This is a genomic window from Chitiniphilus eburneus, from assembly GCF_005048205.1.
Lineage (GTDB): Bacteria > Pseudomonadota > Gammaproteobacteria > Burkholderiales > Chitinibacteraceae > Chitiniphilus > Chitiniphilus eburneus.
The window spans coordinates 88426-114939 of sequence record NZ_SUMF01000007.1 but is presented as its reverse complement, the minus strand read 5'-3'; the positions used below and the strand labels follow the sequence as shown (position 1 = coordinate 114939).

Annotated in this window: 20 protein-coding genes; 16 read left to right on the top strand and 4 right to left on the bottom strand. The window is 64.9% G+C overall.

The window, feature by feature from the left end; genetic code table 11:
- Positions 1-22: 22 nt before the first annotated feature.
- Positions 23-1801 (top strand): PAS domain S-box protein, encoded by a 1779-nt coding sequence (locus FAZ21_RS21055; protein ID WP_373279533.1) that lies wholly within the window; start codon positions 23-25, stop codon positions 1799-1801.
- A gap of 19 nt (positions 1802-1820) precedes the next feature.
- Here FAZ21_RS21055 and FAZ21_RS08895 read toward each other — a convergent pair whose 3' ends face one another.
- From FAZ21_RS08895 to FAZ21_RS08885, 3 genes are all read right to left on the bottom strand, one after another.
- On the bottom strand, positions 1821-2153 hold the full coding sequence (locus tag FAZ21_RS08895) for a hypothetical protein (protein ID WP_136773070.1): 333 nt from the start codon (positions 2151-2153) through the stop codon (positions 1821-1823).
- Positions 2154-2435: 282 nt separating this feature from the next.
- On the bottom strand, positions 2436-3746 hold the full coding sequence (locus tag FAZ21_RS08890) for an anaerobic C4-dicarboxylate transporter family protein (RefSeq protein WP_136773068.1): 1311 nt from the start codon (positions 3744-3746) through the stop codon (positions 2436-2438).
- Positions 3747-3927: 181 nt separating this feature from the next.
- A complete protein-coding gene (locus FAZ21_RS08885) occupies positions 3928-4602 on the bottom strand; it encodes a glycerophosphodiester phosphodiesterase (protein ID WP_169307311.1) in 675 nt (224 codons plus the stop codon).
- A 153-nt stretch (positions 4603-4755) separates the two neighbouring features.
- Here FAZ21_RS08885 and FAZ21_RS08880 point away from each other — a divergent pair, with 153 nt between their 5' ends.
- The 7 genes from FAZ21_RS08880 to ligA all read left to right on the top strand — a co-directional run bounded on the left by FAZ21_RS08880 (position 4756) and on the right by ligA (position 16929).
- Positions 4756-7011, top strand: coding sequence for a patatin-like phospholipase family protein (locus FAZ21_RS08880; protein WP_136773064.1), 2256 nt, complete (start codon positions 4756-4758; stop codon positions 7009-7011).
- 379 nt (positions 7012-7390) lie between these two features.
- Positions 7391-7687, top strand: a complete 297-nt coding sequence (locus tag FAZ21_RS08875; protein WP_136773062.1) for a PsiF family protein — start codon at positions 7391-7393, stop codon at positions 7685-7687.
- A gap of 164 nt (positions 7688-7851) precedes the next feature.
- Positions 7852-8940, top strand: coding sequence for an iron-sulfur cluster carrier protein ApbC (gene apbC / locus FAZ21_RS08870; protein WP_136773061.1), 1089 nt, complete (start codon positions 7852-7854; stop codon positions 8938-8940).
- Between the two features lie 157 nt (positions 8941-9097).
- The gene (gene smc, locus FAZ21_RS08865; RefSeq protein ID WP_136773059.1) at positions 9098-12580 is read left to right on the top strand and encodes a chromosome segregation protein SMC; all 3483 of its coding nucleotides are present in this window, start codon (positions 9098-9100) and stop codon (positions 12578-12580) included.
- An 8-nt stretch (positions 12581-12588) separates the two neighbouring features.
- Positions 12589-13041: a hypothetical protein gene (locus FAZ21_RS08860; protein ID WP_136773057.1), complete on the top strand. Its 453-nt coding sequence runs from the start codon at positions 12589-12591 to the stop codon at positions 13039-13041.
- Positions 13042-13144: 103 nt separating this feature from the next.
- Positions 13145-14293: a cell division protein ZipA C-terminal FtsZ-binding domain-containing protein gene (locus FAZ21_RS08855; RefSeq protein ID WP_136773055.1), complete on the top strand. Its 1149-nt coding sequence runs from the start codon at positions 13145-13147 to the stop codon at positions 14291-14293.
- Positions 14294-14517: 224 nt separating this feature from the next.
- Positions 14518-16929, top strand: coding sequence for an NAD-dependent DNA ligase LigA (ligA, locus tag FAZ21_RS08850; protein ID WP_136773053.1), 2412 nt, complete (start codon positions 14518-14520; stop codon positions 16927-16929).
- 186 nt (positions 16930-17115) lie between these two features.
- Here ligA and FAZ21_RS08845 read toward each other — a convergent pair whose 3' ends face one another.
- A complete protein-coding gene (locus tag FAZ21_RS08845) occupies positions 17116-17694 on the bottom strand; it encodes an acetate uptake transporter (RefSeq protein WP_136773051.1) in 579 nt (192 codons plus the stop codon).
- A gap of 343 nt (positions 17695-18037) precedes the next feature.
- Here FAZ21_RS08845 and galU point away from each other — a divergent pair, with 343 nt between their 5' ends.
- The 8 genes from galU (at position 18038) to FAZ21_RS08805 (ending at position 26455) form a co-directional block, all read left to right on the top strand.
- Positions 18038-19105: a UTP--glucose-1-phosphate uridylyltransferase GalU gene (galU, locus tag FAZ21_RS08840; RefSeq protein ID WP_136773049.1), complete on the top strand. Its 1068-nt coding sequence runs from the start codon at positions 18038-18040 to the stop codon at positions 19103-19105.
- Between the two features lie 288 nt (positions 19106-19393).
- Positions 19394-19915: an adenylyl-sulfate kinase gene (locus FAZ21_RS08835; protein ID WP_136773047.1), complete on the top strand. Its 522-nt coding sequence runs from the start codon at positions 19394-19396 to the stop codon at positions 19913-19915.
- A 15-nt stretch (positions 19916-19930) separates the two neighbouring features.
- Complete coding sequence (locus FAZ21_RS08830) at positions 19931-20683, top strand: class I SAM-dependent methyltransferase (protein ID WP_136773045.1); 753 nt, start codon at positions 19931-19933, stop codon at positions 20681-20683.
- 255 nt (positions 20684-20938) lie between these two features.
- Positions 20939-23251 (top strand): PEP/pyruvate-binding domain-containing protein, encoded by a 2313-nt coding sequence (locus tag FAZ21_RS08825; protein ID WP_136773043.1) that lies wholly within the window; start codon positions 20939-20941, stop codon positions 23249-23251.
- On the top strand, positions 23248-23844 hold the full coding sequence (locus FAZ21_RS08820) for a gamma-glutamyl-gamma-aminobutyrate hydrolase family protein (RefSeq protein WP_136773041.1): 597 nt from the start codon (positions 23248-23250) through the stop codon (positions 23842-23844). The genes FAZ21_RS08825 and FAZ21_RS08820 overlap by 4 nt, the downstream gene beginning before the upstream one ends.
- Complete coding sequence (locus FAZ21_RS08815; protein WP_136773039.1) at positions 23837-24637, top strand: 3'(2'),5'-bisphosphate nucleotidase CysQ family protein; 801 nt, start codon at positions 23837-23839, stop codon at positions 24635-24637. The genes FAZ21_RS08820 and FAZ21_RS08815 overlap by 8 nt, the downstream gene beginning before the upstream one ends.
- A complete protein-coding gene (locus FAZ21_RS08810; protein ID WP_136773037.1) occupies positions 24634-25368 on the top strand; it encodes a phosphocholine cytidylyltransferase family protein in 735 nt (244 codons plus the stop codon). Before FAZ21_RS08815 ends, FAZ21_RS08810 begins: the two co-directional genes overlap by 4 nt.
- The gene (locus FAZ21_RS08805) at positions 25355-26455 is read left to right on the top strand and encodes a DegT/DnrJ/EryC1/StrS family aminotransferase (RefSeq protein ID WP_136773035.1); all 1101 of its coding nucleotides are present in this window, start codon (positions 25355-25357) and stop codon (positions 26453-26455) included. The genes FAZ21_RS08810 and FAZ21_RS08805 overlap by 14 nt, the downstream gene beginning before the upstream one ends.
- The last annotated feature ends 59 nt before the right edge of the window (positions 26456-26514 follow it).

Here is a 26514-nt window from a genome sequence, read left to right as displayed (position 1 = left end):
ACAGGATGACATCATGATCAGCATGCGCAGAATGTTGGGCCGGGTGGCGCTCGGTGGCACAGAAAACTTACGGGAGGTGCTGGAGCAGGCCATCGATGCGGTGGTCAGCATCGACCCGGACAACAACATCACCTTCTTCAACGGCGCCGCCGAACGGTTGTGGGGATATTCACGACAGGAGGTGCTGGGGCGCAACGTCAAGGTTCTGGTGCCGCGCGGCATCCAGCCCAACCATGACGAATACGTGGACGCCAACCGCCGCACCGGGCAGGACAAGATCGTCGGTACCAGCCGCGACATTACGCTGGAGCGCAAGGACGGTACGCGGGTCTGGGCCAACCTGTCGCTCTCCAAGGTGAAGGTGGGCCATCGCATTTCCTACACCGCCTTCGTCAAGGACATCACCCGCGAGCGTACCGCCCGCGAAACCATCAACCAGACGCTGGAGCAGGCGCTGGACGCGGTGGTGATGATCGACGAGAACAACCTCGTCACCTTCTTCAACGCTGCGGCCGAGCGTCTGTGGGGCTATGGTCGCGCCGAGGTGGTGGGGCAGAACGTCAAGATGCTGGTGCCGCGCGGTATCCAGCCCAACCATGACGAATATGTGAATGCCAATCGTCGCACTGGGCAGGACAAGATCGTCGGGACCACCCGCGAAGTACCGATCGAGCGCAAGGACGGTACGAAGCGCTGGGGCTCGCTGGCGCTATCCCGGGTGGAGCTGGAGGGGCGTATCCTCTACACCGCCTTTCTCAAGGACGTGACCGACGAAGTGGCACGGCGCGAGCAGTTCCGCCTGCTGTCGCTGGTGGCCAACGAAACCGACAATGCGGTGATCATCACCGACGCCGAAGGCCGCGTGGAATACGTGAACCCCGGCTTCGTGCGCATGACCGGCTTTACGCTGGACGACATGCGCGGCAAGAAACCCGGTTCGCTGTTGCAGGGCGAACGTACCGATCGCGCCACGGTGGACCGTATCCGGCAAAAGCTGGCAGCGCGCCAGCCGTTTCACGACGAAATCCTCAACTACGACCGTCACGGCAAGCCGTACTGGATCTCGCTGGCGATCAACCCCGTGTTCGACGACAAGGGCAAGCTGGAACGCTTCATCTCGATCCAGGCCAACATCACCGACACCAAGGAAAAGGCGGTGGAGTTCAATGTGCGGCTGGAAGCCATCGGCCGCTCGGACGCCGTGGCGGAATGGCTGGTGGATGGCACGCTCACCGAGGCCAGCCCCTACCTGATCGAGCACTTCCGCGCCAAGAGCTACGAGGATGTGCGCGCCCACATGCCGCCGTATACCCGCATTCTGGATGCGGAGCAGTTACGGCGGCTGTCGGCCGGCGAGTTTCTCGTCACCGAATTTCCGCTGACCTGTCCGGAAGGCAGCAAGCTATGGCTGGGGGCGTCGTTCACACCGGTGCAGGATCAGGACGGCAAGCTACGCAAGGTGTTGATGGATGGCACCGACATCACCGCCCGGATGCAGGCGGTGGAAGAAACCAACGTGGCGATGAAGCAGGTGCTGGCCTCCAGCGACCAGATCAGCAACATTGTCTCGGTGATCGATGCCATTGCCAGCCAGACCAACCTGCTGTCGTTGAACGCGGCGATCGAGGCGGCACGCGCCGGGGAACAGGGGCGCGGCTTTGCCGTGGTGGCCGACGAAGTACGCAAGCTGGCGACGCGCTCGGCCGAATCGGCGGGGGAAATCAATCTGCTGGTGGACGAAACCCGTCGCCGCGTGGCGGAGCTGGCCGATTCGTTACGGCGACTCGGCAGCGGTCATTAAGGCCGGAACGAGGTGGCGCTCAGGCGCGCAGGTCGATGCGCGCCCCACCGGCGCTCATTGTCGCGTCGTAGCCCTTGGCGGCGCGAGGCGAGGGTGTCTGGGACGGCGCGCTGTCTTGCGCCTGGCGCTGCATCAGCCATTGCCGGGTGGAGCCATCGTCGCTGGTACCGCCTGCCAGGGCGCGCCCGGCGTTTTCCGGCGAGCGATGCGGCTCGGCGTGCATGGGGGCGGCGTCGGTGGTCAGCATCTCGGCCAGGATGCCGGAAAACGCGCCGCTACGCTGCGCCGCGCGGGGCGGAACGGCGTATTGCTGCTGCGGCTGGTTCGAGTGGGCAAGGGCTTGGACAGGCATGCGCGCGGGTTGCATGATCGACGGCCTTCATGGTGTGCGCAGCGACGCGCACGATGCCTGTCGGACTTTTCCGATCGCGCAGGGTTGCGTCAGGGGTAATTCGTCACATCGGCACGGCGTCGGCACGAATGGGCGCCCGCTGCGGGCGCGGTGCTGGGCGGGCCTTCGAGCACGGATCATGGATCGAAGGCCGGCGTGAAGCGAAGCGCGTCAGGCGGCCTTTGTCCTTCGGCCTGGTGCTTTTTCGGCCCAGCGCTGCCGCGAAACATTGGATGACACGCCCTAAAGCCACCAATGGGCAAGGGCGAAGCCGCAGGCCACCGAGACGGCGCAACTGGTCAGGCCGGGCAGCATGAAGCTGTGGTTCAGCAGCCAGCGGCCGATGCGTGTGGTGCCGGTGGCATCGAAGTTGATCGCGGCGATCAGGGTGGGATAGTTGGGAATGAAGAAATAGCCGTTCGCGGCGGGAAACATGGCGATCAGCGAGGCGGCGGGCAGGCCGAGGCCGATACCCAGCGGCAGCAGCGCGCGGATGGTGGCGGCCTGGGAATACAACAGGATCGACATCGCGAACAGCGCCAGCGCGAACAGCCACGGCGCGCGCGCCACGCTGGCGTGGATCTCGCTGGAGAAGAACGCCATATTGGCCTCGATGAACGTATCGCCCATCCAGGCGATGCCGAAGATACCGATCACCGCGGCGGCGCCGGCGCGAAAGACGGTGCCACGCACTACGGCATCCGGGTTCACGCGGCAGAGCAGCAGCATCAGCGCGGCGGCCGACAACATCACGATCTCGATGGCGCTTGCCATATCCAGTGCCGTCATTTCCCCGTTTACCGGCCATGCCGGGCGCAGGTCCGGAAATGATCCGAGCAGCACCACCGCCAGCGCGGCGGCCAGGAACAGGATCACCGAGCGGCGTGCATGTGGCGGCAAGGGGGTGCTGTCGGTCAGATGGCGGGGCGCTACGTCGCCGCTGGCCAGCCGCGCCTGGTAGGCCGGATCGTCGTCCAGTTCGCGTCCCAGCCGGCTGGCGACCAGCGCGCCTGCCATCACGCCAGCCAGCGTGGCGGGAATCGCCACCATCAGGATGTCGGACAGGTGGATGTCGCCGCCCAGCAACGACAGCAGCGCCACGGTGGCGGCGGAGATCGGGCTGGCGGTGATGGCGGCCTGCGAAGCGATCACCGAGATGGACAGCGGCCGCTCCGGGCGCACGCCGGCTTCGCGCGCCACCTCCGCGATCACCGGCAACACCGCATAGGCGACGTGGCCAGTGCCGGCGAACAGGGTAAAGGCATACGTCACCAGCGGGGCGAACCACGTGATGCGGGTAGGGTGCCGCCGCAGCAGGCGCTCCGCGTGGCGCACTAGGTAATCCATGCCGCCGCCGGCCTGCAACGTACCGGCGGCGGTGATGACGGCGACGATCATCAGCAGCACGTCGATCGGCGCGCTGGTGGGGCGCAGGCCAAAGCCGAAGGTGAGCACGGCCAGGCCCAGGCCGCCCATCACGCCCAGCCCGATGCCGCCCAGGCGCGCGCCGATCAGGATGGCGCCGAGCACCACCGCGAATTCGAATGCAAGCATCGTGTATCTCTTGTTGTTGCGCCCTGTGCCGGGCGTTAGCGGTTGGCACCGCTGACAAAACCCTTCTGGCGGCGTCGCGCGAACTTGCCGTACGCCTGGTACTGTCTGCGTTTCGCGCTTCTTGCCAGAACCGCTGCGCTGGGTTTCGTCAGCGGCGCTTGGTGCGCTCAGGCGTTGTGCTTCACTGCAACGACGGCGCGCAATCGAGGCCGACGAATTCGGGGTAATCGGTAATCACGCCATGCATGCCCAGTTCGGCGCACATCGCGTGCTCGTGCTGGTTCTGTGCGCCGAAGATGTAGTTGCGAAAGCCCAGCGCGTTCGCCTGCTGCAACAGCGTCAGGTCCATGGCCTCGTAGTGCCAGACCAGGATGCGCAGCCGCTGGTGGGGCATGGCGGCGTACAGCAGGCTGTTGAGCGCGATGGGGCGATGCCAGACGATCAGGCCGCATTCGAATTGCAGCGTTTCCGCCGCCACTGGCATCAGTTCATGGCGCAGCGAGGTCACGATCACCTGCCGCCGGCCACTCATCTGCTTGAGTAGCGCCATCAACGGCACCGCCGCCGCCGCGGCTTTCAGCTCGATGTTCCACAGCGCGTCCGGAAAGGCGTCGAGCGCTTCGGTCAGCGTCGGCACCAGATAGCCTTCGGACTGGGACAACTCCGCGCGCGTCATTGCCGCCACCGGCAGGCCCAGGCGCGAGATGCGGTCGTGATACAGGATCAGCTCGCCTTCGGAGGAGAGGCGTACATCCGTCTCGATGCCGTGAAAGCCGACGGATAAGGCGCTGGCGAATGCCGCAAGGGTATTTTCGGGGGCACTGCGGCTCAGCCCCCTGTGTGCGATGAGTCGCATGAATCCGCTACACTCCCGACCGGGTTGACTTGACGTCACGTCATGCAGCGTCAAGTCTGACACTGGCATGGGAGCGACGTTGCTTTCGATGCGGATCGAATTGTCTTTCGATCATCATCCAATTGTAGACATATCGCTCAAGGGGGCGAGGCTGTGAAGAAGATCGTCATTGGCATCCTTTGCGCGATGATCGCCGGTGTCGTCCCTGCGAAAGAGCCCACCCGGCCGCGCATCGGGCTGGTGCTGGGCGGTGGCGGCGCCCGCGGGCTGGCGCATATCGGCGTGTTGAAGGTGCTGGAAGAGGAGCACATTCCCATCGATTGCGTGGTGGGCACCAGCATGGGCGCGTTGGTGGCGGGCAGCTTTGCCTCGGGGCGAACTGCCGAGGATCTGGCCGAGCGCGTGGATACGGCGGCCTGGGACGATCTGCTCAGCTCCAGCCTGCCGCGCCAGCTCAACTCGTTCCGCCAGAAGCAGGCCGATCAACTGGCATTGCTGCCGGTGGACATCGGTGTATCGGATGCCGGCGTGGTGTCGCTGCCCAAGTCGGCGATCAATACCCAGAAGATCGAACTCTTTCTGCGCCGCCTGACCTACTCCGGCACCGTGCCCGATTTCAACGCGTTGCCCGTACCGTACCGCGCCATTGCCACCGATCTGGAAAACGGCGAAATGGTGGTGATGAAAGAGGGTGATCTGGTGTCCGCCATGCTCGCCAGCATGGCCGTGCCGGGGGTGTTCCCGCCGGTGACGCGCGACGGCCACCTGCTGGCCGATGGCGGCCTGTCCCGCAACCTGGGCGTGGACGTGGCGCGCGAACTGTGTGCGGACGTGGTGATCGCGGTGGACGTGGCTTCGCCACCGCTCAAGCGTGACGCCATCGGCAACATCTTCAGCGTGGCCGACCAGTACACCCGGCTGATGATCCTGCAGAACCAGCGGCCACAGATCGGCAGCCTGACCGACCTGGACCTGCTGCTCACCCCGGATCTGGCCGACCTGAACAGTTCGGACTTCGCCAAGGCAAAGGATTTCATCGCGCTGGGCGAACGCACCGCGCGCAAATCGCTCGACCGCTTGCGGCGTTATGCGGTATCGCCCGAAAGCTACCAGGCCTGGCAAACGGCCTATGCCGAAAAACGGCTGCATCCCAAACCCATCGTCGGGGTCGAGGTCGCCAAGCTCAAGTACGTCAACCCCCAGGTGCTGGAGAAAGCGCTGGATGTGAAGAGTGGCGAGCTGCTCGATGAAAACCGCTTCGTTTCCGGACTGGCGGAAGTCTATGCGCGCGGTGATTTTTCGCAGCTTGATTACTCGCTGTCCGATCGCGGCTCCGGCCAGATGCTCACCCTCACGCCGCTGGAAAAGGATTGGGGCCCGAACTACCTGAACTTCGGGCTGGCGCTGGGCACCGACTTTGACCGATCCAACCCCTACAGCCTGACGGTGCGTTACCGCCGTCCGTGGATCAACAGCCTGGGCGGCGAGTTCCAGGCGCTGGTATCCGTCGGCGACAAGAACCTGCTGGCCACCGAGTTCTACCAGCCGTTGCAGATCGACGGCTATGCCTTCGTTGCGCCGCGCCTGAACCTGTCGAACAGCCCCATCGCGTTGTGGGATAACGGCGAGCAGGCGGCCGAATACAGCTACACCCACAGCCAGTTCGGCCTGGACTTCGGTTCATCGTGGGCGCGCTACGGCGAAATGCGCCTCGGCCCCGAGGTGAACTTCTACCGCCTGACCCGGCAGGTGGGATCGAATATCCTGCCCAGCGGCGATCAATGGGATTGGGGCATTCGCTTCAACCTGTTCTACGACCAGCTCGACAACCTGAACTTCCCCACCAGCGGCACCATGGTGCACCTGTATGGCTATGAGGCGCTGGAAGGCAAGACCACCGTGGATCCGATCACGATCCGCACCGAGGCGGGCCCGGTCACCATCGATCTCAACGACGGCTTCCAGCAATACGGTCGTTATGGCCTGGAGGTGACGCATGGCTTCAAAGTGGGCGACTTCGGCGGGCATGCCGCCTTGCGCGGCCAGGTCATGCGCGAGGGCGATTCCGGCCTGAGCGAGCCGCGCTGGCTGGGTGGCTTCCTCAACCTGTCGAGCTACCATTACCAGGAACTGCTCGGCGACCAGTTCATTTACGGCCGGCTGGCGCTGTACCGCCCGGTGAAGCTGTTCTCGGAAAGCGGCAAGGGCACCTACCTGGGCGGCGCGCTTGAAGTGGGCAACGTGGACCAGAGCGAAACCAGCCGCTCGTTGAGTGATTTCGAAGGCTGGCACTACTCGCTGGTCGGCTACCTGGGCATGGAAACCTTCCTGGGGCCGTTTTACCTGGGCATGGCGTGGGGGGACAACCACCAGATGCGCTACTACGTCACGCTGGGCAACCCCTTCTGAGTGCCGGTGTTATTGCGGGCATGGGTACGGATCAGGTCGCAGCAAGCCCCCGGTGGAGCCGGGGGCGGCTCAACCGTGGTTTGCCGGCAACGGTACTCCCCTGATCGATTCCACTCCCCCCGCCCTCGCCGCCGCGAGGGTGCCTTGCTGCGCTGGGGTACCGGGGCATCTTGCATCTGACATCGTGGGCCCGTTGCAGTCCCCCGCGTGAACCTGCAAGCGCCAGCGCGTGGACGCAGCGGTGTGTCGGTTCGCAAGAGGGGCGGTGCGGAACATCCGACTTCGCCGGCCGGCCTGTGGGCTGCGACACGCGGAAACCCTGCTTACTCGCGGCTATCATGAGTGCGTTGTCCTTATCCCCCAATGTGGAGTCCACACTATGAAATCGATTTCCGCCCTGTTGGCGCTGGTGGCGGGCCTGACCCTGGCCAGTGGCGCGCAAGCGGCCACCGACCAGCAGAACAAGATGGCCACCTGCAACAAGGAAGCCAGTGCCAAGTCGCTCAAGGGCGACGAGCGCAAGAAATTCATGAGCGAATGCCTGAAGAAGGATTCCGCCGCCAAGCCCACCAGCCAGCAGGACAAAATGGGCTACTGCAACAAGGAAGCCAGTGCCAAATCGCTCAAGGGCGACGAGCGCAAGAAGTTCATGAGCGACTGCCTGAAGAAGAAGTAAGGCACCGTCGCGGCAGCGCTGGCGCGGCCCTGGCCGCGCCTTTTTCATGTCCGGCGTCGTTGAAAGCGTTGCGCGGTGCCCGCACCTGCGGTTGTACAATGCCCCCCATTCCCCTGTTATCCCGCCTGTTCGGCCGCAAGGCCGCCCCGCAACGAGGTCCATCCATGCCCGATCTTTCCGCCCTGCAAGCCGCGCTGGCGCAGCTTGTCGATCCGCTCACCCAGCGTGACTACGTATCCGCCAAATGCGTGCGCAACCTGAAGAACGACGATGGCGCGGTCAGCGTCGAGATCGTGCTGGGTTATCCGGCGGCCAGCCGCCATGGTGAGGTCGCGGCCCAGGTCGAGACGGCACTGCGCGCCGTGCCGGGCGTGACCGGTGTCCAGGTGGCGGTCAGCAGCCAGGTGGTGGCGCACGCGGCGCAGCGCGGCCTGCCGCTGCTTTCCGGCATCCGCAACATCATTGCCGTCGCCTCGGGCAAGGGTGGGGTCGGCAAATCGACCACTGCCGCCAACCTCGCGCTGGCATTGTCCGCCGAAGGCGCCCGGGTCGGCCTGCTGGATGCCGACATCTACGGCCCGTCGCTACCGACCATGCTCGGTGTGGAAGGGCGGCAGCCGGTGTCTCCCGACAACAAGCACATCGAACCCATCGAAAACCATGGCATCAAGACCATGTCGATCGGCTTCCTGATCGATGCCGAGCAGCCCATGGTCTGGCGTGGCCCGATGGTGACCCAGGCGCTGACACAGTTGCTGAACGATACGCTGTGGGGCGAACTGGACTACCTGCTGATCGACCTGCCACCCGGCACCGGCGACATCCAGCTCACGCTCAGCCAGAAAGTGCCGCTCACCGGCGCGGTGATCGTGACCACGCCGCAGGACATTGCACTGCTCGATGCACGCAAGGGCCTGAAGATGTTCGAAAAAGTGGGCGTGCCCATCCTCGGCATCGTCGAAAACATGAGCGTGCACATTTGCAGCAACTGTGGCCACGCCGAGCCCATCTTCGGTGAAGGTGGCGCGGCGCGGATGAGCGCGGACTATGGCACCGAACTGCTGGGGCAACTGCCGCTGGATCTGTCGATCCGCGTGAATGCCGACAGTGGGCGGCCCAGCGTGGTAGCCGACCCGGACGGCCGCATTGCCGCCACCTACCGCGAGATCGCGCAGAAAGTGGCCGCGCGCATTGCAATCAAGGCGCAGGATTTTTCGTCCCGGTTCCCCAAGATCGTCATCAGCAATACCTGAGCCTGCGCCCACGCACCGCTGACGGGCTGGCTTCCGGGGCAGGGCGGCAAAAGGGACACGGTTTCGTGCCCCTTTCATCGTCTTCGCCGGACCGCCCGCGTGCCGTGCGACGCCGGGGCCGCTACAATCGCCGCACTCATCCGCCACCCTCCCGCCCGTGCGCCTCACCCATCTCAAACTCGCCGGCTTCAAATCCTTCGTCGATCCGACCACGGTGTACGTACCGGGGCAACTGGTCGCGATCTGTGGCCCCAATGGCTGCGGCAAATCCAACGTGATCGACGCCGTGCGCTGGGTGCTGGGCGAATCGTCCGCCAAGCAGTTGCGCGGCGAATCGATGCAGGACGTGATCTTCAACGGCTCCGGCGCGCGCAAGCCGGTGGGCCGGGCTTCGGTGGAACTGGTGTTCGACAACGCGGCCGGCCTGGCGGCGGGGCAATGGAGCCAGTACGCCGAAATCAGCATCAAGCGCGTGCTGACGCGCCAGGGCGAATCCAGCTACTACATCAACAACCTGCAAGTGCGGCGACGCGACATCACCGACCTGTTCCTCGGCACTGGCGTTGGTAAAGGCGGCTACGCCATCATCGAGCAGGGGATGATCAGCCGCATCATCGAAGCCAAGCCCGAAGAACTGCGCCACTTCCTGGAGGAAGCGGCCGGCGTTTCCAAATACAAGGAGCGCCGCCGCGAAACCGAGGCGCGGCTGGCCGACACGCGCGACAACCTGGACCGTGTGCACGACATCGTGCAGGAACTCGAGCGCCAGATCGGCAAACTGGAAACCCAGGCCGAGGTCGCCGCCGAATACAACCGGCTGAAAGACGCCGTGACCGAAAGGCAGAACCTGCTGGCGCTGCAACGCAAGCTGGATGCCGCGCGCGAAGTGGAAGCCGCGCGGCGCGACATCGATGCCGCGCAGAACGCGCTGGAATCGCAACTGGCGGACCTGCGCGCACTGGAAGCCGAGCTGGAACAACTGCGCGAAGACCACTTCGCCGCCAGCGATGCCGTGCACCAGGCACAAGGCGAGTTGTACGACGCCAATGCCGCCGTGGCGCGGCTGGAGCAGCAACTGCTGCACCTGAAACAGACACGTGATCGCCTTACGCAGCAACTGGACGAAACCCGCGCCGAGTTGGGCCGGCTGGACAGCCAGGGCCGCGCGGCCGGCGACGAACTGGAAACCTGGCGCAGCCGCCAGGAAGAGGCGCAGTACGCGGCCGAGGAAAGCGCGCTGGCGCTGGATGAGGAAACCCAGCGCCTGCCGGAACTGGAAGCCGCGCTCAAGGCGGCGGACGACGATTTCGCCAGTGTGCGCGAGCGGCTGACCACGGCGCGCAATACCGTTCAGTTGTCGCGCCAGCAAGCGCAGCACCTGGAGCGCGCCATCGCGCAATTGCGCGACCGCCAGCTGCGCCTGCAAAGCGAACGCGCGCAACTGGCGCCCGAACACGATGCCGAGCGCGAAGCCCTGGCACTGGAACGCGAAGCCGCCGCGCTGGCGCTGGAAACGGGCACGCTGGCGCAGGCGGAAGGCGAAACCCGCCTGGATGAAGCACGCACCGCCCAGCACGATGCCCGTGGCGCGCGCGAAGCGCTGTTGCTGGAACTGGCCACGCTGTCCGCGCGCGAAGCCGCCCTGAGCGAACTGACACAGGCAGCTGACACCGGCGAAATGACGCCGTGGCTGGCGGCGCAAGGGCTGACGGAAGCAGCCACGCTGATCGATACCCTGCGCGTGGAACCGGGTTGGGAAACCGCACTGGAGGCCGCACTGGGCGCACGCTTGCAGGCGCGCCTTGCCGGCGCCGCGCCCGAAACCGCGGCGCCGGCCGCATTGGCGCTGGCCTTGCCGGTGGCGCCGCTCGCGGTACGCGGCGGGTTGCGCGACAAGATCACCTGTAATGATGCCGTCGCCGGCGGCGCGCTGGACGACTGGCTGGCCGGCGTGGAGTGCGCCGAATCGCTGGCCGATGCGCTGGCACGCCGCGCCGATCTGGCGCCTGGCCAGCGGCTGGCCACGCGCGACGGCCATCTGGTCGACCGTGCCGGCATCGTCTACCACGCCGCTGATGGCAATCTGGCCGGCCTGGTGGCGCGCCGCGCCGAACTGGAACACATCCGCGAGCGACTGGCGACCCTGCGCCCTGCGCTGGCCGATGCCGAAGCTGCCGTGGGCCATGCCACACAAGCGCTGGCCGACGCGGAGGGTGGCCTGAAAACGGCGCGGCAGCAGGTGCAGACCGCGCAGCAGACACTGGCCCGGCACGAACGCGAACTGGCGCGCCGCGACGAAGCCAGCCAGCAGGCCGCGCGCCGGCACGAGCAACTGGCCGACGAACTGGCGCAACTGGCAATCCAGTTGGAGGACGAAACGGTTGCCAGCCTGGAGTGCGAAGAACGCCGTCTGCAAGCGGAAGACGAACTGGCGCCGCTGGAAGATGGGCTCGACAATGCGCGGCTGGCGCGGGCCGAGGCCGAATCGGCGTGCGAGCTGCAGCGCAGCCGCTTGCGCCAGGCCGAACGCCGTGCCCAGGAAACCCGCTTCGCGGTACAGACTGCCGACCAGAAGCTGGCCGAACTGGCGCGGCGCGGCGGCGATCTGGACGAACAGCGCGAACGGTTGGCGGAGCGCCAGGAAACGCTGGCGCTGGAACTGGAAAACGTCGACGAGGGCCAGTTCGACGTCGGCTTCCAGGACGCGGTGAATGCGCGCGCTGAAAAGGAACGCGCGCTGGCCGCCACGCGTGATCGGCTCAACGGGTTGACCAACCAGCTACGCGAGCGCGAAGGCGACAAGCAGCGGATCGAAGCCGGGCTGGAACCGGCACGCGAGGCGGTGAACGCCCTGCGCCTGAAGGAACAGGAGGCCCGGCTGGCCGCCGAGCGCTTTGCTCAGGAACTGAGCGAGGCGGGCGCCGACGAAGCGACGCTGCGCGAAAAACTGGGCACCGGCCTGAAAGTGGGCGCGCTGGTGGCCGAGATCGGTCGCCTGGGGCAAGCGCTGAACGGGCTGGGCGCGGTGAACCTGGCTGCGCTGGAAGAACTGAACGCCGCGCGTGAACGCAAGCAATATCTGGATGCCCAGTCGGCCGACCTGGCCGAAGCCATCGAAACGCTGGAAAACGCCATCCGCCGCATCGATCGCGAAACGCGCGCCTTGCTTCAGGAAACCTACGACACCGTGAACGGCAACCTGCAAGAGCTGTTTCCCACGCTGTTCGGTGGCGGCCATGCCGAACTGGTGCTGACCGGTGAGGAAATCCTGGATGCCGGGCTCACCATCATGGCGCAGCCGCCGGGCAAGAAGAACAGCACCATCCACCTGTTGTCGGGCGGTGAGAAGGCGCTGACGGCGCTGAGCCTGGTGTTCTCGCTGTTCCGCCTGAACCCGGCGCCGTTCTGCCTGCTGGACGAGGTGGACGCGCCGCTGGACGACGCCAACACGCTGCGTTTTTGCAGCCTGGTGAAGAAGATGGCCGAGCGCACGCAGTTCCTTTACATCAGCCACAACCGCCTGACCATGGAAATGGCCAGCCAACTGGTGGGCGTGACGATGCAGGAACAGGGCGTATCGCGCGTGGTGGCCGTCGATATCGAAGAAGCGCTGTCGATGCGCGAACCGGCCACTGCCTGAGAGCCCCCATGTTGCGATGCCTCCTGCTGATTTCCGCGTTGTATGCGCTGCCCGCGCTGGCCTGCGCCGACGACCCCTGCCAAGTGATGGCACGCTATCTGGCACGGGGCATGGAGGTCCTGGCGGATGCGAGCATCCCCGGTGGCGACGAACACGATGGCATGATCGTGCTGCGCGATCTGCGACTGGACGATGCCCAGGTGGCCGAAACCCGCGCCGACCTCACTAAGGCGGGGCGACCCCTGATCATCGGCGCGGTCGATCCGGCCAGGACACTGGCGTTGTTGCAGCGTGCCACGCAGCACGCCGCGCCGGGAGCGGGGCGCATCGTTGTCTACGCTGGTATGGCCGACGGCTGGCCGGCCGCGCGTACCGCAATGCAGCGTGTCGGCGCCATTCCGCTGTTTGCCGATACGGCGATCGCACCCCGGGAACCGCTCGATTTGAATTGCAGTCAGTGAATGCCGACAGGAATCAGCGCTTTGAAGCAAGCAGCGCTTGTGATTGAATGCAACCCATACTGATGAACAGGGCCGTTTCAGCCAACGGCCAGAGCCAGAGAACATGACAGATTTGCAGCTTGGATCGTTGATCGTGGCCGGTGCCATCGTCGGTGCCGTCTACCTCTTCAACTGGTGGCAGGAATACCGCTACCGCAAGAACACGCAACGCGCATTTGCCCGCAATCAGCCCGACGTGCTGATGGATACCCCCAAGAACATGGTGCGCGGCGGCGAGCGCTTCGAACCGGCGCTGGACGAGCCCACGCGCTTCGAGCCGCCGGTTTCCCCCACTTCGACCATGGCCCCGCCGGAGCCGGCCGAGCCACAGTACACCGCGCCGCAGTTTGCACCGCAGTACGATGCGGAACCCGCGGCGGCGCCCGTCGTGCCGCGCCAGCGCGACGATGATGACAGCGATGCGCTGGCCGAAAGCCTGCTCGATCCGGCGCTCGACTTCATCGCCGAAGTGCACGCCCGCGAGAACATTCCCGCCAGCGACGTGCCACGCTTTCCTGCACCCAAGCGCAACCAGTCCATCGGCCGGACCGAGAGCGAACACTGGGAACAGGTCAGCACCAGCAGCGGCGCCAGCTACAGCGAACTGCGCATCGCGTTGCAACTGGCCGACCGCCAGGGCGCGTTGAGCGGCGAGCAACTGAACGCCTTCTGCATGGCGGTGCAGCAGTTTGCCGATGCGCACGACGCCATCGCCACCTTTCCGCAGCGCGCCGCCAAACTGGCCGCCGCGCGCGAACTGGACGAATTCTGCGCGTCCGTCGATGTGCTGATCGGCCTCAATGTCGCCTCGGCCGGCCGGCCGTTCCCGCTGGAGCGCGTGCGATTGCTGGCGGAAAACGCCGGGCTGAGCCGCGCGTCCGACGGCACCTTCGTCTACAAGAGCGATTCGGGCAAGACGCTGTTCGCGTTGTCCAACCAGAATCAGGGCCCGCTGGGGCCGACGTCGGAAGGATTGAGGCTGCTGTTTGACGTGCCGCGCGTCGCGGGCGGCCTGGCGGTGTTCGACTACCTGTCCGATTTTGCCCAGCAACTGGCGGGCAGCCTGGGCGGCACGCTGGTGGACGACAACGGCCGGCCGTTGGCCGCGGCCAGCCTGGACAATATCCGCCGTCAACTGGCGCGGCTGTATGCCACGATGGATGATCGCGGCATCGCCCCGGGATCGGTATCCGCGTTGCGCCTGTTCGCCTGAGTCATTGCTTGCGATAAGGGGGATGGCGAAACTGGAATCAAGCCCCCGGCAAAGCCGCGCGCGCGGGCATGGCGCGCTGCCGGCACCGGCTCACCTTGATCGATTCCATTCCCCCCGCCCTTGCCACCGCAAGGGGGCCTCGCTTTGCTCGAAGCGCTGTTTTGATCAACCAGGATTTGCACTGGCCTGGCGCTGCGTCGGGCCAGATCAGTTGGATGAAGACCATGAACGAAGCCATTGAACGGGCGGCGCAACTGCGCCGCCTTTTGCATCAGTACGGCCACGAGTACTACGTGCTGGATGCACCGACCGTTCCCGATGCCGAGTATGACCGGCTCTATCGCGAGCTGGAGGCGCTGGAAGCCCAGTACCCGCAACTGCGCACGCCCGATTCGCCCACCGGACGGGTGGGAGGCGCCGCACTGCCGCAGTTCCCACCGGTGACCCACGTGGTGCCGATGCTGTCGATCCGCACCGAAACCGACGTCACCGAGCAGGGCGCGCTGGCCTTCGACGCCAGCGTGCGGCGCGAGCTGGGGCTGGATGCCGACGATGCGCCGGTGGAGTACGCCGCCGAACTGAAGTTCGACGGGCTGGCGATCAGCCTGCGCTACGAGGCGGGCGTGCTGGTACAGGCCGCCACGCGGGGCGATGGGGCCACCGGCGAGGAAGTCACTCAGAACATCCGTACCGTGCGGCAGATTCCGCTGCGGCTGGAAGGCGATGCGCCGGCCGTGCTGGAGGTGCGTGGCGAGGTCTACATGCGCCGTGCCGACTTCGACCGGATGAACGAACGGCAGGAGGCTGCCGGTGGCAAGACCTTCGTCAACCCGCGCAATGCCGCCGCGGGCAGCCTGCGCCAGCTCGATTCCACCATTACCGCCAGCCGGCCGCTATCGTTCTTCGCCTACGGCCTGGGCGAAGTGCGCGACTGGCCGGCGCAGCCGGCGACGCATAGCGGCGTGCTGGATGCGCTCAAGGCATTCGGGCTGCCAGTCTGTGCCGAACGCACCGTTGCTCGGGGCGGTGCCGAACTGGCGCGGTTCCACGCCGAGATGGGCGAGCGGCGGAACACGCTGCCCTTCGACATCGACGGCGTGGTCTACAAGGTGAATTCGCTGGCGCAACAACGGGAACTGGGTTTTCGCACCCGCGAACCGCGTTGGGCGGTGGCGCACAAGTATCCGGCGCAGGAAGCGCTGACCGTGGTCGAGGCCATCGACGTGCAGGTCGGCCGTACCGGCGCGATCACGCCGGTGGCACGGCTGACGCCGGTATTCGTCGGTGGCGTGACCGTGACCAACGCTACGCTGCACAACGAGGATGAAGTACAGCGCAAGGACGTGCGGCTGGGCGACACCGTGATCGTGCGCCGCGCTGGCGACGTGATTCCCGAAGTGGTGGGCGTGGTGCTGGAGCAGCGGCCGATGCGCGAGGTGGTGGGCGGCGATCTGTTCAACCCGGCGCGGGAGCCGATCCACCCACCGTACCGCCTGCCGGCCACGTGCCCGGTCTGTGGCTCGCACGTGGTGCGGGTGGAGGGCGAGGCGATTGCGCGCTGCTCGGGCGGCCTGATCTGCTCGGCGCAACGCAAGGAGGCGATCCGCCACTTCGCTGGCCGCCGCATGATGGACATCGACGGCTTGGGCGAACGCTACATCGACAATCTGGTCGAGCTGGACTACGTGCATTCGGTGGCCGACCTGTACGCGCTGACGCTGGACGATTTCCTCACCATGAAACGCCGCGCCGACGAGCGCGACGGCGTAACGCCGGAAACGGTGCAGGCTGGCAAGATCGCCACCCGCTGGGCGGAGAACCTGGTGGACGCCATCGCCGCCAGCAAGACACCGCCGCTGGCGCGCTTCCTGTTTGCGCTGGGTATCCGCCACGTTGGCGAATCCACCGCCAAGACGCTGGCGGACTGGCTGGGCAGTCTGGAGATCGTGCGTCGCGCGCCGGCCGCGTTGCTACGCGTGCTGCCCGATGTCGGCGGCACCGTGGCCGAGGCCATTGCCGAATTTTTTGCCGAGCCGAAGAACGAGCAGGTGATCGACCAGTTGCTGGCGCATGGCATTGCCATCGCCGATGAACACGCGCCCAGTGCCAGGTTGCGCGAGAAGCTGTTCGCCACCGGATTGTGCCCCTCGGCCGAACTGCTGTCGGCGCTGGGCGTGCCCCGGCTTACCCCTGTACGCAGTCGCCAACTGGCCGTTGCGTTGCCGGGCCTGGGCGCGCTGGCAGCGCTGGACGACGCGGCGTTGGCCGCCGCGGGCCTGCCGGCCGATGTGGTTGCTGCCATCCGGGAATGGCTGGGCCAGGATGATCACCGCCGACACCTGATCGAACTGGATGCGTTGTGCCGCACCTTGCACGACGCACTGCCGACGCAGGCCGACGACGAAGGCATCCTGGCCGGCAAGACACTGGTGTTGACTGGCGCGCTACCCACGCTGAGCCGTGACGAAGCGGCCGCGCTGATCGAAGCGGCGGGCGGCAAGGTATCGGGCAGCGTGTCGAAAAAAACCCACTACGTGGTGGCGGGCGAGGCGGCGGGCAGCAAGCTGACCAAGGCCGAAGCGCTGGGCGTGCCGGTGCTGGATGAAGAAGGGCTACGGAAGTTGCTGGCGGGGTAAGGCTGACCCGTACACCTTGAACCACAGAGGACGGTGAGAACGCAGAGATGCACGGAGGAAACCAAAGCGGGAGGGTAAGCCCTCTGGCGCTTTGCCTTTCACTGTGTACCTTCGTGTTCTCACCGTCCTCTGTGGTTCAAGACGGGGGGCTTTCCATGCCCCGGGCGAAACCGGGGCAGATGCGGATCAGGCGGGGCGCAGTTCGCCTACCGGCAGCACGGCGCGGCCGTAGGTTTCGTTCAGCACCTGAGCCATCGCCCAGTAGATGGCGCTGGCGCCGCACACGATGCCCACATAGCCGGCGATCACGCCCAGCAGTTCGCTGCCGGCGAAGTTATGCGCGGCGAGCAGCGCGAACAGCACGGTCAGGCTACCGAACACGAACTGCTTGGCGCGGCAGTAGCGCAGGCTGCCGAAGAACAGGAACAGGGTGAACACGCCCCACAGCGCCAGGTACATGCCCATGAAGCCGGGCTCGGTGGGCGCGGTGAGCTTCAGTGCCGGCAACAGCCACAGGCCCACCAGGGTCAGCCAGAACAGGCCATAGGACATGAACGCCGTGGTGCCGAAGGTATCGCCGCGCTTGAAGCACATCACGCCGACGAAGATCTGCGCCAGACCGCCGTAGAAGAGGCCCATGCTCATGATCATGGCGCTCACCGGGTAGAAGCCGGCGTTGTGGATATTGAGCAGGATGGTGGTCATGCCGAAACCCATCAGGCCGAGTGGCGCGGGGTTGGCGAATGAAGACTGTGCAGCAGACATGGTGATTCCCGGAGGTTGGCAAACAGAACGCCGAAAGGCGAAACGGCGCCATGCTACGTCCGCTGTCGTACGGGGCCATCTGCCACGGGCCGCGATTTCGCCATGTCTTGATGTCCCGCAAACCCCAGGTTTGCCGCCGGTTTCCATGCGTAACACCGGCTTGCACCACGTAAGCGCCGGGGCGCGTATCGGTTCGCGCATACCGCTGGTCTTGAAATTGCTACCCACCCCTATCGCCCAGGCCGCGCGGAGGCTGATTCATCAGGGTTGTTTAATTTGCTGAACGTCAGGCGACAAAAAATCGCGATTGACGTGATTGTTCAATTTAATGAACATGGCTGCCATGCGCAAACTCGACGCCATCCAGTTATTCGGCACGCAAAGCCGCCTGGCCGCAGCCTTGGGGCTGGGGCGTTCGGCCGTCTCGCAATGGCCGGACCAACTGCCGCAACGCCATGCCGACCAGGTACTCGGTGCCGCCTTGCGTCTGGGTTTGCTGACCGCTTCCGATTCGAAAGGGGAATTCGCAATGCAAAAGGTTCGCAAGGCAGTTTTTCCGGTCGCCGGCATGGGTACCCGCTTTTTGCCCGCCACCAAGGCCAGCCCGAAGGAAATGATGTCGGTGGTGGATAAACCACTGATCCAGTACGCGGTGGAAGAAGCGCTGGAAGCCGGCATCACCGAAATGGTGTTCATCACCGGCCGCAACAAGCGCAGCATCGAAGACCACTTCGACAAGGCCTACGAGCTGGAAAACGAACTGGCCGCCCGGGGTAAGCGCAAGCTGCTGGATATCCTGCAATCGATCATTCCCAAGTCGGTGAGCTGCATCTATATTCGCCAGCCCGAAGCACTGGGTCTGGGCCACGCGGTGCTGTGCGCCGAGCCGGTGGTGGGCGACGAGCCATTTGCGGTGATCCTGGCCGACGACCTGATCGATGGCAACGGCACCTCGGAAATGAAGCGCATGGTCGAGGTCTTTGGCGATACGCACTGCTCGGTGCTGGGCGTGGAAGAAGTGCCACCCGAGGACACCGGCTCCTACGGCATCGTCGAAGTGCAGGAGGGCGGTAACAACCGCCTGAAGATCAGCAACATCATCGAAAAACCCAAGCCCGACGAAGCGCCGTCCAACCTGGCGGTGGTCGGCCGCTACATCCTTACCCCGCGCGTCTTCCATCACTTGCAGAACGTGCAGCCGGGCAAGGGCGGCGAGATTCAGCTCACCGACGGCATCTTCGCGCTGATGCAGGAACAGCACGTGCTGGCGCATACGCTGAAAGGCACGCGCTACGACTGCGGCTCCAAGCTGGGCTACCTGAAAGCCACGATGGCCTATGGGTTGAAGCACGAGGAAGTGGGGCCGGAGTTCTCGGCTTACCTGAAGGAGTTTTGCGGCAAGGTGGTTTAGCACCATCGCGAAACCGGTGATTCAATCAAAAAAAGGCGATGCATGACATCGCCTTTTTTGTCGGTGCCATTCATGGGCGTGCCGTTTTTATTGGTTTTTTTCCGAGTGAAATCAAAGTGCCGTTCCGCTTCGGGTGGTCGATCCTTCGTCAACCCGCGTCACCTTATCTTTCTTCCTTTAAGATGAATGACCGAACGGCGGTGGCAATCCTGGAAATCCACACTATTTCGTTTGCGATGCGGGGATGTTCCAGGCTGGTGGCTGCCTGTACTTGCGAATGGGGTATTCATGAGCGGTGGTGTGGTTTATTGGGTAACGGGATTGGCCGGCGCGGGCAAGACCACTATCGGCACGGCGTTGCATCGGCACTTGCGTGAATCCGGTCGCCATGTCGTCATGCTGGATGGCGATCGCTTGCGCGAAGTGTTTGGCGGCCAGCATGGTTACTCGGTGGAAGAACGTCGGCATCTCGCGATGTGCTACGCCCGTCTGTGCAAGCTGTTGGCCGACCAGGGTTGCGATGTGGTCTGTGCAACCGTTTCCATGTTTGCCAGCGTTCGGCAATGGAATCGGGATAACTTGGCCCATTACTGCGAAATCTATATCGTTGCGCCGGAAGACCATCTATTTGCCCGGCGGGCGTTCTACAGCGACAACACTTCATCGCATGAGGTCGTTGGCCTCAATCCCGCCTATGAGTTGCCGGTCAATCCGGATGTGACCATCGAGAACGATGGCCGTCGAACGCCGGAGCAATTGGTGGCAGAGATTCTGATATCGCTGGGCGGGCAGGGGCCCGACCAGGACTGACAAAGGAGTGATGTCTTGAAAACCGAATGGGATTACACCGAACTCGCCGATGCCTACCTGCAACGGCCCGACTACGCGGAAAGTGCGATCGACGATCTGGTGGCGTTGGCAGGCGTCAAAAGCGGAGACAAGGTGTGCGACGTGGGGGCTGGGGTGGCCCATTTGACATTGATGCTGGCCCAGCGCGGGTTGCAAGTGGTTGCCGTCGAGCCGAATGACGCAATGCGCGGCAACGGCATCGAGCGTACCCGTGCGCTGGCCAACGTGAATTGGTTCGAAGGCACCGGGGAGGCCACCGGCCAGCCGGAGCATGCCTACAAGCTGGTCACTTTCGGTTCGTCGTTCAACGTGACCAATCGGCCGCTCGCGCTGAAGGAAACCCAGCGCATTCTGGAACCGTCGGGCTGGTTCGCCTGCATGTGGAATCATCGTGACCTGGATGATCCGATCCAATCCCGCATCGAAGCCATCATCCGCGAGTTCGCGCCGGAATATGGCTACGGTACCCGTCGCGAGGACCAGACCGACATCATTGATCAGAGTGGGCTGTTCAAGACGGTTCATCGCATCGAGGGCAAGGTGTTGCACCATCAGAGCATCGAGGACTGCATCGAAGCGTGGCGCTCGCATGCCACCTTGCAGCGGCAGGTGGGCGAGCGCTTTGCCGCTGTGGTCGAAGCCATCGCGGCCTATCTGCGCGGCTTGGGCGTGGATCGCATTCCCATCCCCTATGTGACCAATATGTGGGCGGCGCAACTGAAGGATTGAGTCTCTGTTCGCCGTTCTTTTGTGATCGAGCCCGTTTACTGGTGGAAGGTGCTGGCGCAAAAACGCGCAAGGCAAATACCCCCTTTTTTCCAAGGAGTACATCAGGCAGTGGATGACCTTTTTCCTGCCCGGACCCTCGGGCTCGGGGCATTATCGGGGCGTCACGGCATTGCAGACCCGCTCGTGCTGCCTTGCGGTTTGCCGCGTACTGCTGCCGCACGCAGCCATGAAAAGATGATGAACGGGCGCTAGGCGATGCAATTCCAGAGCAAGGCACGTACGCTGGATGCTCTGCGGCCCCTGTTGAACACAGCGCAGGTTTTGCCGCAGGTTCGCTTCACCGTGGCTGAATGGCGCCAGGACGGCGAGGCCATCCTGGGCCGTCTGCGCGCCGTGGGCTGGCCGCTGATGGTGGTACGCAGCAGCGCGCTGGCCGAGGACACGGCGAGTGGCTCGCTTGCCGGGCGGTTCGAGTCGCTGTTGCGGGTGGCGCCGGCTGGTTTGCCGGATGCCATTGCGACTGTCGTGGCGTCGATGGCCGATGCCGAAGGGGATGTTGGCGGCGACAATGAAGTATTCGTCCAGCCCATGCTCGAGCGGGTACGGCTTGCCGGCGTTGCTTTTGGACAGGATCCGGCTACCGGTGCCCCGTATTACGTCCTCAACTACGACGACACCACCAGCCGCACCGACAGCGTGACGGCGGGGCAATCCAACCAGTTGAAGACGCGTTATATCCACCACCTGGCTCCGCAGCAGGCCGAGCCGCTGGCTGGCGTGGTGGCGTTGATCGAGGAGCTACGCGCGTTGTTCGGTACCAGCGGGCTGGACCTGGAGTTCGCCGTGACCGACGACGCGCTGGTGTTGTTGCAGGTACGCCCTCTGCTGGTCGAAGCTGCTGCCGTCGATGCCGCGACGCATCGCGACATGCTGGTGCACATCGCGGCCAAGATCGGGCACGGGCAACGCCCACAGCCATTTCTGCATGGCCGCCGCACCGTCTACGGTGTGATGCCGGACTGGAACCCGGCCGAGATCATTGGCGTGCGCCCCAAGCCGCTGTCGCTCTCGCTGTATCGCGAACTGGTGACCGACAGCATCTGGGCTTATCAACGGCACAACTACGGTTACCGCAACCTGCGCAGTTTTCCGCTGATGCTGCATTTCCATGGCTTGCCATATATCGATGTGCGGGTCAGCTTCAATTCCTTCGTGCCGCGCGATATCGACGGCTCGCTCGCCGACAAGCTGGTCAACCACTACATTGAACGCCTGCTGGCGGCGCCCAATCTGCACGACAAGGTCGAGTTCGAGATCGTTTTTTCCTGCTATACGCTCGATCTGCCTCAGCGGCTGGAGAAACTGGCCGACGCGGGCTTCAGTGCGGCGGAACGGCAACGGCTGGCCGACAGCCTGCGCAGCCTGACCAACCGCATTGTCGATAACGAAACCGGTCTGTGGCGCTCTGATCGCGACAAGTTGAGCGTGCTGGCCGCCCGGCGCGATGAAATCCTGGCGGCCGACATCGACCGCGTCTCGCGGATCTACTGGTTACTGGAGGACTGCAAACGCTACGGCACACTGCCCTTTGCCGGGCTGGCGCGCGCTGGTTTCATCGCGGTACAGATGTTGCGTTCGCTGGTGTCGGTGGGCGTGCTGGACCGCGCCGCCTACGACGCTTTCATGAATGGCCTTGATACCGTCAGCGGGCAGATGACGCGCGATCTGGCCCAGCTCGATCGCACCACATTCCTGGCCAAGTACGGTCATCTGCGGCCTGGAACCTACGATCTGCTGTCGCCGCGCTACGATGAAGCGCCCGATCTCTATTTCGACTGGAAGCGAATGATGGCCGAGCATGCGCCGGCCACACCGTTTGCCTTGTCGCTCGCGCAAATGCGCGCCATCAGCCGCCTGCTGGCCGAACATGGCCTGGCCCATGATGTGGTGGGGCTGTTCGACTTCCTGCAGGCCGGTGTCGAACTGCGGGAATACGCCAAGTTCGTCTTCTGCCGCAACCTGTCCGATGCCATGTCGTTGTTCCGCGAGTTGGGGCGTGATCACGGTTTCTCGCTGGACGATATGGCTTATGCCGATATCCAGTGTGTCTACGAGCTGTACGCAGCCGGGGTCGATCCGGTCGCCCTCATCGGAGAAAGCATCGAACGGGGGCGCAAGCGTTACGCCGAGACCTGCCAGATCGCGCTGCCACCGTTGCTTACGTCGCCGGATGATGTGTTTTCGTTCGAGATGCCGGCAACCGAACCCAACTTCATCACGCTGCGGCAGGTCACCGCGCCAGTGGTGTCTTATCGCGACCGTGAACGTCTGGTGGGCGCCATCGTTGCCATTCCCAGCGCCGATCCGGGTTTCGACTGGCTGTTCTCGCACAATATCGCCGGTTTCATCACCGCCTATGGCGGTGCGAACTCGCATATGGCGATCCGGGCCAACGAACTGGGCCTGCCGGCGGTGATCGGCGCTGGGGAAGTGTTGTATGGCAAATGGTCGGCCGCACGGATGCTGAACGTCGATTGCGCCAATCGCCGGGTGGAGGTGCTCAGTTGAAGCCGATCCTGGTCAGTCAGCGCATCGATGTCTGGCGCGATCGCAACGAACGCCGCGATGCGCTCGACCAGCGGCTGGTGGCCATCCTGGCTGAATGCGGCCTGCTGGCCGTGCCGGTGCCGAACCGGCCCGAAAGTGTGGCCGCGCTGTGGTGGGCGCTGATGCCGGCCGGGGTGGTGCTGTCCGGTGGCAACGACCTGCTGGTGCAGGGCGGCGATACGCCGGAGCGCGACGCCACCGAGCGCGTGCTGCTGGACCTGGCTATCGGCAATGCCGCGCCGGTGCTCGGCATCTGTCACGGCCTGCAGGTGATCGTCGACCATTTCGGTGGCACACTGGAGCGCCTGGATGGCCACGTCGCCACCCGGCATCCGGTGGCGGGCGAACTGGGTGCGTTCGAGGTCAACAGCTATCACAACTGGGGCGTGCGACAACTGCCCACAGTGTTGCAGTCACTGGCGCAGGCGCCCGACGGCAGCATCGAAGCGCTGCGCCACGCCGAATTGCCGGTTCTGGCGGTGATGTGGCACCCCGAACGCGAAGCGGCGCTGGCGCCGCGCGACCGTCATCTGATCGAGCGTCACTTTGCCTGATATCGCCCTGGATCATTTCCGACTGGAAGCCGAGCTGACCCGCATCGCTCGCCAGGCTGGCGCCGCCATTCTCGACATCTATGCCCGTGCCGATTTCGGCGTCGAGGCCAAGGGCGATGGTTCGCCGCTGACGCTGGCCGACCTGGCCGCCAATGGCGTGATCCTGGCTGAGCTGGCGGCGTGCTTCCCCTGGCCGGTGATTTCCGAGGAAACGCTGGTCGATTACGCCGTGCGGCGCGATTGGGAGACATTCTGGCTGGTCGATCCGCTCGACGGCACCCGCGATTTCCTCGACCGTAACGACGAGTTCACCGTCAATATCGGCTTGATCCACCAGGGCGTGGCCGTCGCCGGCGTGGTATACGCCCCGGCGCTCGACGAGCTGTATTTCGGTGTATCGGGGCAGGGCGCCTGGATGGCGCGCGGTGGCGTGCGAACCACGTTGCCAGGGTGTTGGGCTTCCGCGCATGCGCTGGCGTGCAGCCGCCATCACGACGTGCCGCAAACCGCCGCCTTCGCCCGTCTGAACGGCGTTACGCGTAGCGTGCCCATCGGTTCCGCGCTCAAGTTCGGCCGTTTGGCCGCCGGCGAGATCGATCTGTACCCGCGCTTTACCGGCAGCAGCGAATGGGACGTCGCCGCCGGCGATGCCGTGCTGCGCGCCGCCGGTTGCCCGTTGCGCGCGTTGCCGGACCTGACGCCGATGCGCTACAACACGCCCAGCCAGCGTAATCCCCATTTCATTGCCGCGGCGCCGCATGTGCCGCTGGACCAACTGAGCTACCCGACATGACCCGAGCCATCATCCTCGCCGCTGGACGCGGCAGTCGCATGGGCGCGCTGACCACCGAGCAACCCAAGTGTTTTACGCCACTACATGGTCGCCGACTGCTCGACTGGCAGCTTACCGCGCTGCGTGCGGCAGGCATTTGCGAGATCGCCATCGTGCGCGGCTATTGCGCCGACAAGTTTACGGAGCCGGTGCATTATTTCGACAACCCGCGCTGGGCCGAGACCAACATGGTGCGGACGCTGGCCCAGGCGGCGCCGTGGCTGGCGGCGGAGGACTGCATCGTCAGCTACAGCGACATCTTTTACTCGGCGGAAACCGTGCGCCGCCTTGCCGCCTGCGATGAAGAACTGGCCATTTCGTACGACCCCGACTGGCTGGCCGTGTGGCAACGACGCTTTGACGACCCGCTGGCGGACGCTGAAACCTTCCGCCGCCACGCTGATGGCACTTTGGCGGAAATCGGCCAGCGCAGCGCCAGCATCGATGAGATCGAAGGCCAATACATGGGCCTGCTCAAGCTGACGCCGGCCGCGTGGGGGCGCATTGCGGCATTGCTGGACGAAAAAGGGGCCGGGGCTGACAAGCTCGACATGACCTCGCTATTGCGCAACGGCCTGGCGCTGGGCTGGCGTATCGGCACGGTGCCGGTGGCCGGGTCATGGGGCGAGGTGGATTCGGCCGGCGATCTGGCCGCTTATGCGGAGGTCGATTTCGATCATGTTGCCGATTAACGATCTGTCGCGGCACAACGGCCCGCTGGATGCCGAGCTGCGTGCCGCCATCGACCGCGTGCTGCGCCGTGGCTATTACATTCTCGGCCCGGAAAACGAAGCGTTCGAAAACGAATTCGCCGCCTATCTCGGCGTGGCGGGCACGGTGGCTGTCGGCAACGGCACCGATGCGCTGGAGCTGGCCTTGCGGGCGCTGGAAATCGGCCCCGGCGATCAGGTGGTGACCGTCGCCAACGCCGGCATGTACGCCAGCACCGCGATCCGTGCGGTGGGGGCGGAGCCGCGCTACGTGGATATCGAAGCGCGCCATATGCTGATCGATGCCAGCCAGCTCGAGCGCGTGGCGACGCCGCAGACCAAGGCGGTGATCGTCACCCATCTCTACGGCCGCATGGCCGACGTCGCGGCGGTGCTGACATTTGCCCGGCGGCGCGGGATCAAGGTGATCGAGGATTGCGCGCAGGCGCATGGCGCGAGCCGGGATGGGCGTCGCGCGGGCGCTTGGGGCGATCTGGCCGCGTTCAGCTTCTACCCGACCAAGAACCTGGGCGCGCTGGGCGACGGCGGCGCCGTGGTCAGCAACGATGCCGGGCTGCTGGCCCGGCTGCGAAGCCTGCGCCAGTACGGTTGGACCAGCAAATACCACGTCGGCATGGTGGGCGGGCGCAACAGCCGGCTGGATGAATTGCAGGCAGCGGTGCTACGCGTGAAGCTGCCGTACCTGGATGGCTGGAACGAACGCCGCCGCCAGGTCGTGCGCCAGTACCGTAGCGGGCTGGCCGACCTGGGCTGGCAATTGCCGGCGGAGCCGGGCGACGATGATGTTGCGCATCTGTGCGTGATGCGTTGCGCGGAACGTGATGCGGTGCGCGCTGCGCTCGGCGCGGCCGGGATCGCCAGCGACATCCATTATCCGGTTCCCGACCACCGGCAGGCTGGCGTCGCCACCCCGCCGCAAGCCCTGCCGGAAACCGAACAGGCCGCCAGCACCGTCCTCACGCTGCCGTGCTTTCCGGAGCTGGAAGCCCCGGAAGTGGCTGTCGTCATCGCCGCGCTACAGCAGGTCGCGCAACGAGATCAAGACTAAAGTGCTCTTACATCGCCTTTGGCCATCCATCTTGAGGCGTCATCGTGGCACGGCTTTTT

Coding starts and splice junctions, on each gene's coding strand:
- FAZ21_RS21055 (WP_373279533.1), top strand. CDS start 23: ATGCGCAGAATGTTGGGCCGGGTGGCGCTCGGTGGCACAGAAAACTTA.
- FAZ21_RS08895 (WP_136773070.1), bottom strand. CDS start 2,153: ATGCCTGTCCAAGCCCTTGCCCACTCGAACCAGCCGCAGCAGCAATAC.
- FAZ21_RS08890 (WP_136773068.1), bottom strand. CDS start 3,746: ATGCTTGCATTCGAATTCGCGGTGGTGCTCGGCGCCATCCTGATCGGC.
- FAZ21_RS08885 (WP_169307311.1), bottom strand. CDS start 4,602: ATGCGACTCATCGCACACAGGGGGCTGAGCCGCAGTGCCCCCGAAAAT.
- FAZ21_RS08875 (WP_136773062.1), top strand. CDS start 7,391: ATGAAATCGATTTCCGCCCTGTTGGCGCTGGTGGCGGGCCTGACCCTG.
- apbC (WP_136773061.1), top strand. CDS start 7,852: ATGCCCGATCTTTCCGCCCTGCAAGCCGCGCTGGCGCAGCTTGTCGAT.
- FAZ21_RS08860 (WP_136773057.1), top strand. CDS start 12,589: ATGTTGCGATGCCTCCTGCTGATTTCCGCGTTGTATGCGCTGCCCGCG.
- FAZ21_RS08855 (WP_136773055.1), top strand. CDS start 13,145: ATGACAGATTTGCAGCTTGGATCGTTGATCGTGGCCGGTGCCATCGTC.
- ligA (WP_136773053.1), top strand. CDS start 14,518: ATGAACGAAGCCATTGAACGGGCGGCGCAACTGCGCCGCCTTTTGCAT.
- FAZ21_RS08845 (WP_136773051.1), bottom strand. CDS start 17,694: ATGTCTGCTGCACAGTCTTCATTCGCCAACCCCGCGCCACTCGGCCTG.
- galU (WP_136773049.1), top strand. CDS start 18,038: ATGCGCAAACTCGACGCCATCCAGTTATTCGGCACGCAAAGCCGCCTG.
- FAZ21_RS08835 (WP_136773047.1), top strand. CDS start 19,394: ATGAGCGGTGGTGTGGTTTATTGGGTAACGGGATTGGCCGGCGCGGGC.
- FAZ21_RS08825 (WP_136773043.1), top strand. CDS start 20,939: ATGCAATTCCAGAGCAAGGCACGTACGCTGGATGCTCTGCGGCCCCTG.
- FAZ21_RS08810 (WP_136773037.1), top strand. CDS start 24,634: ATGACCCGAGCCATCATCCTCGCCGCTGGACGCGGCAGTCGCATGGGC.
- FAZ21_RS08805 (WP_136773035.1), top strand. CDS start 25,355: ATGTTGCCGATTAACGATCTGTCGCGGCACAACGGCCCGCTGGATGCC.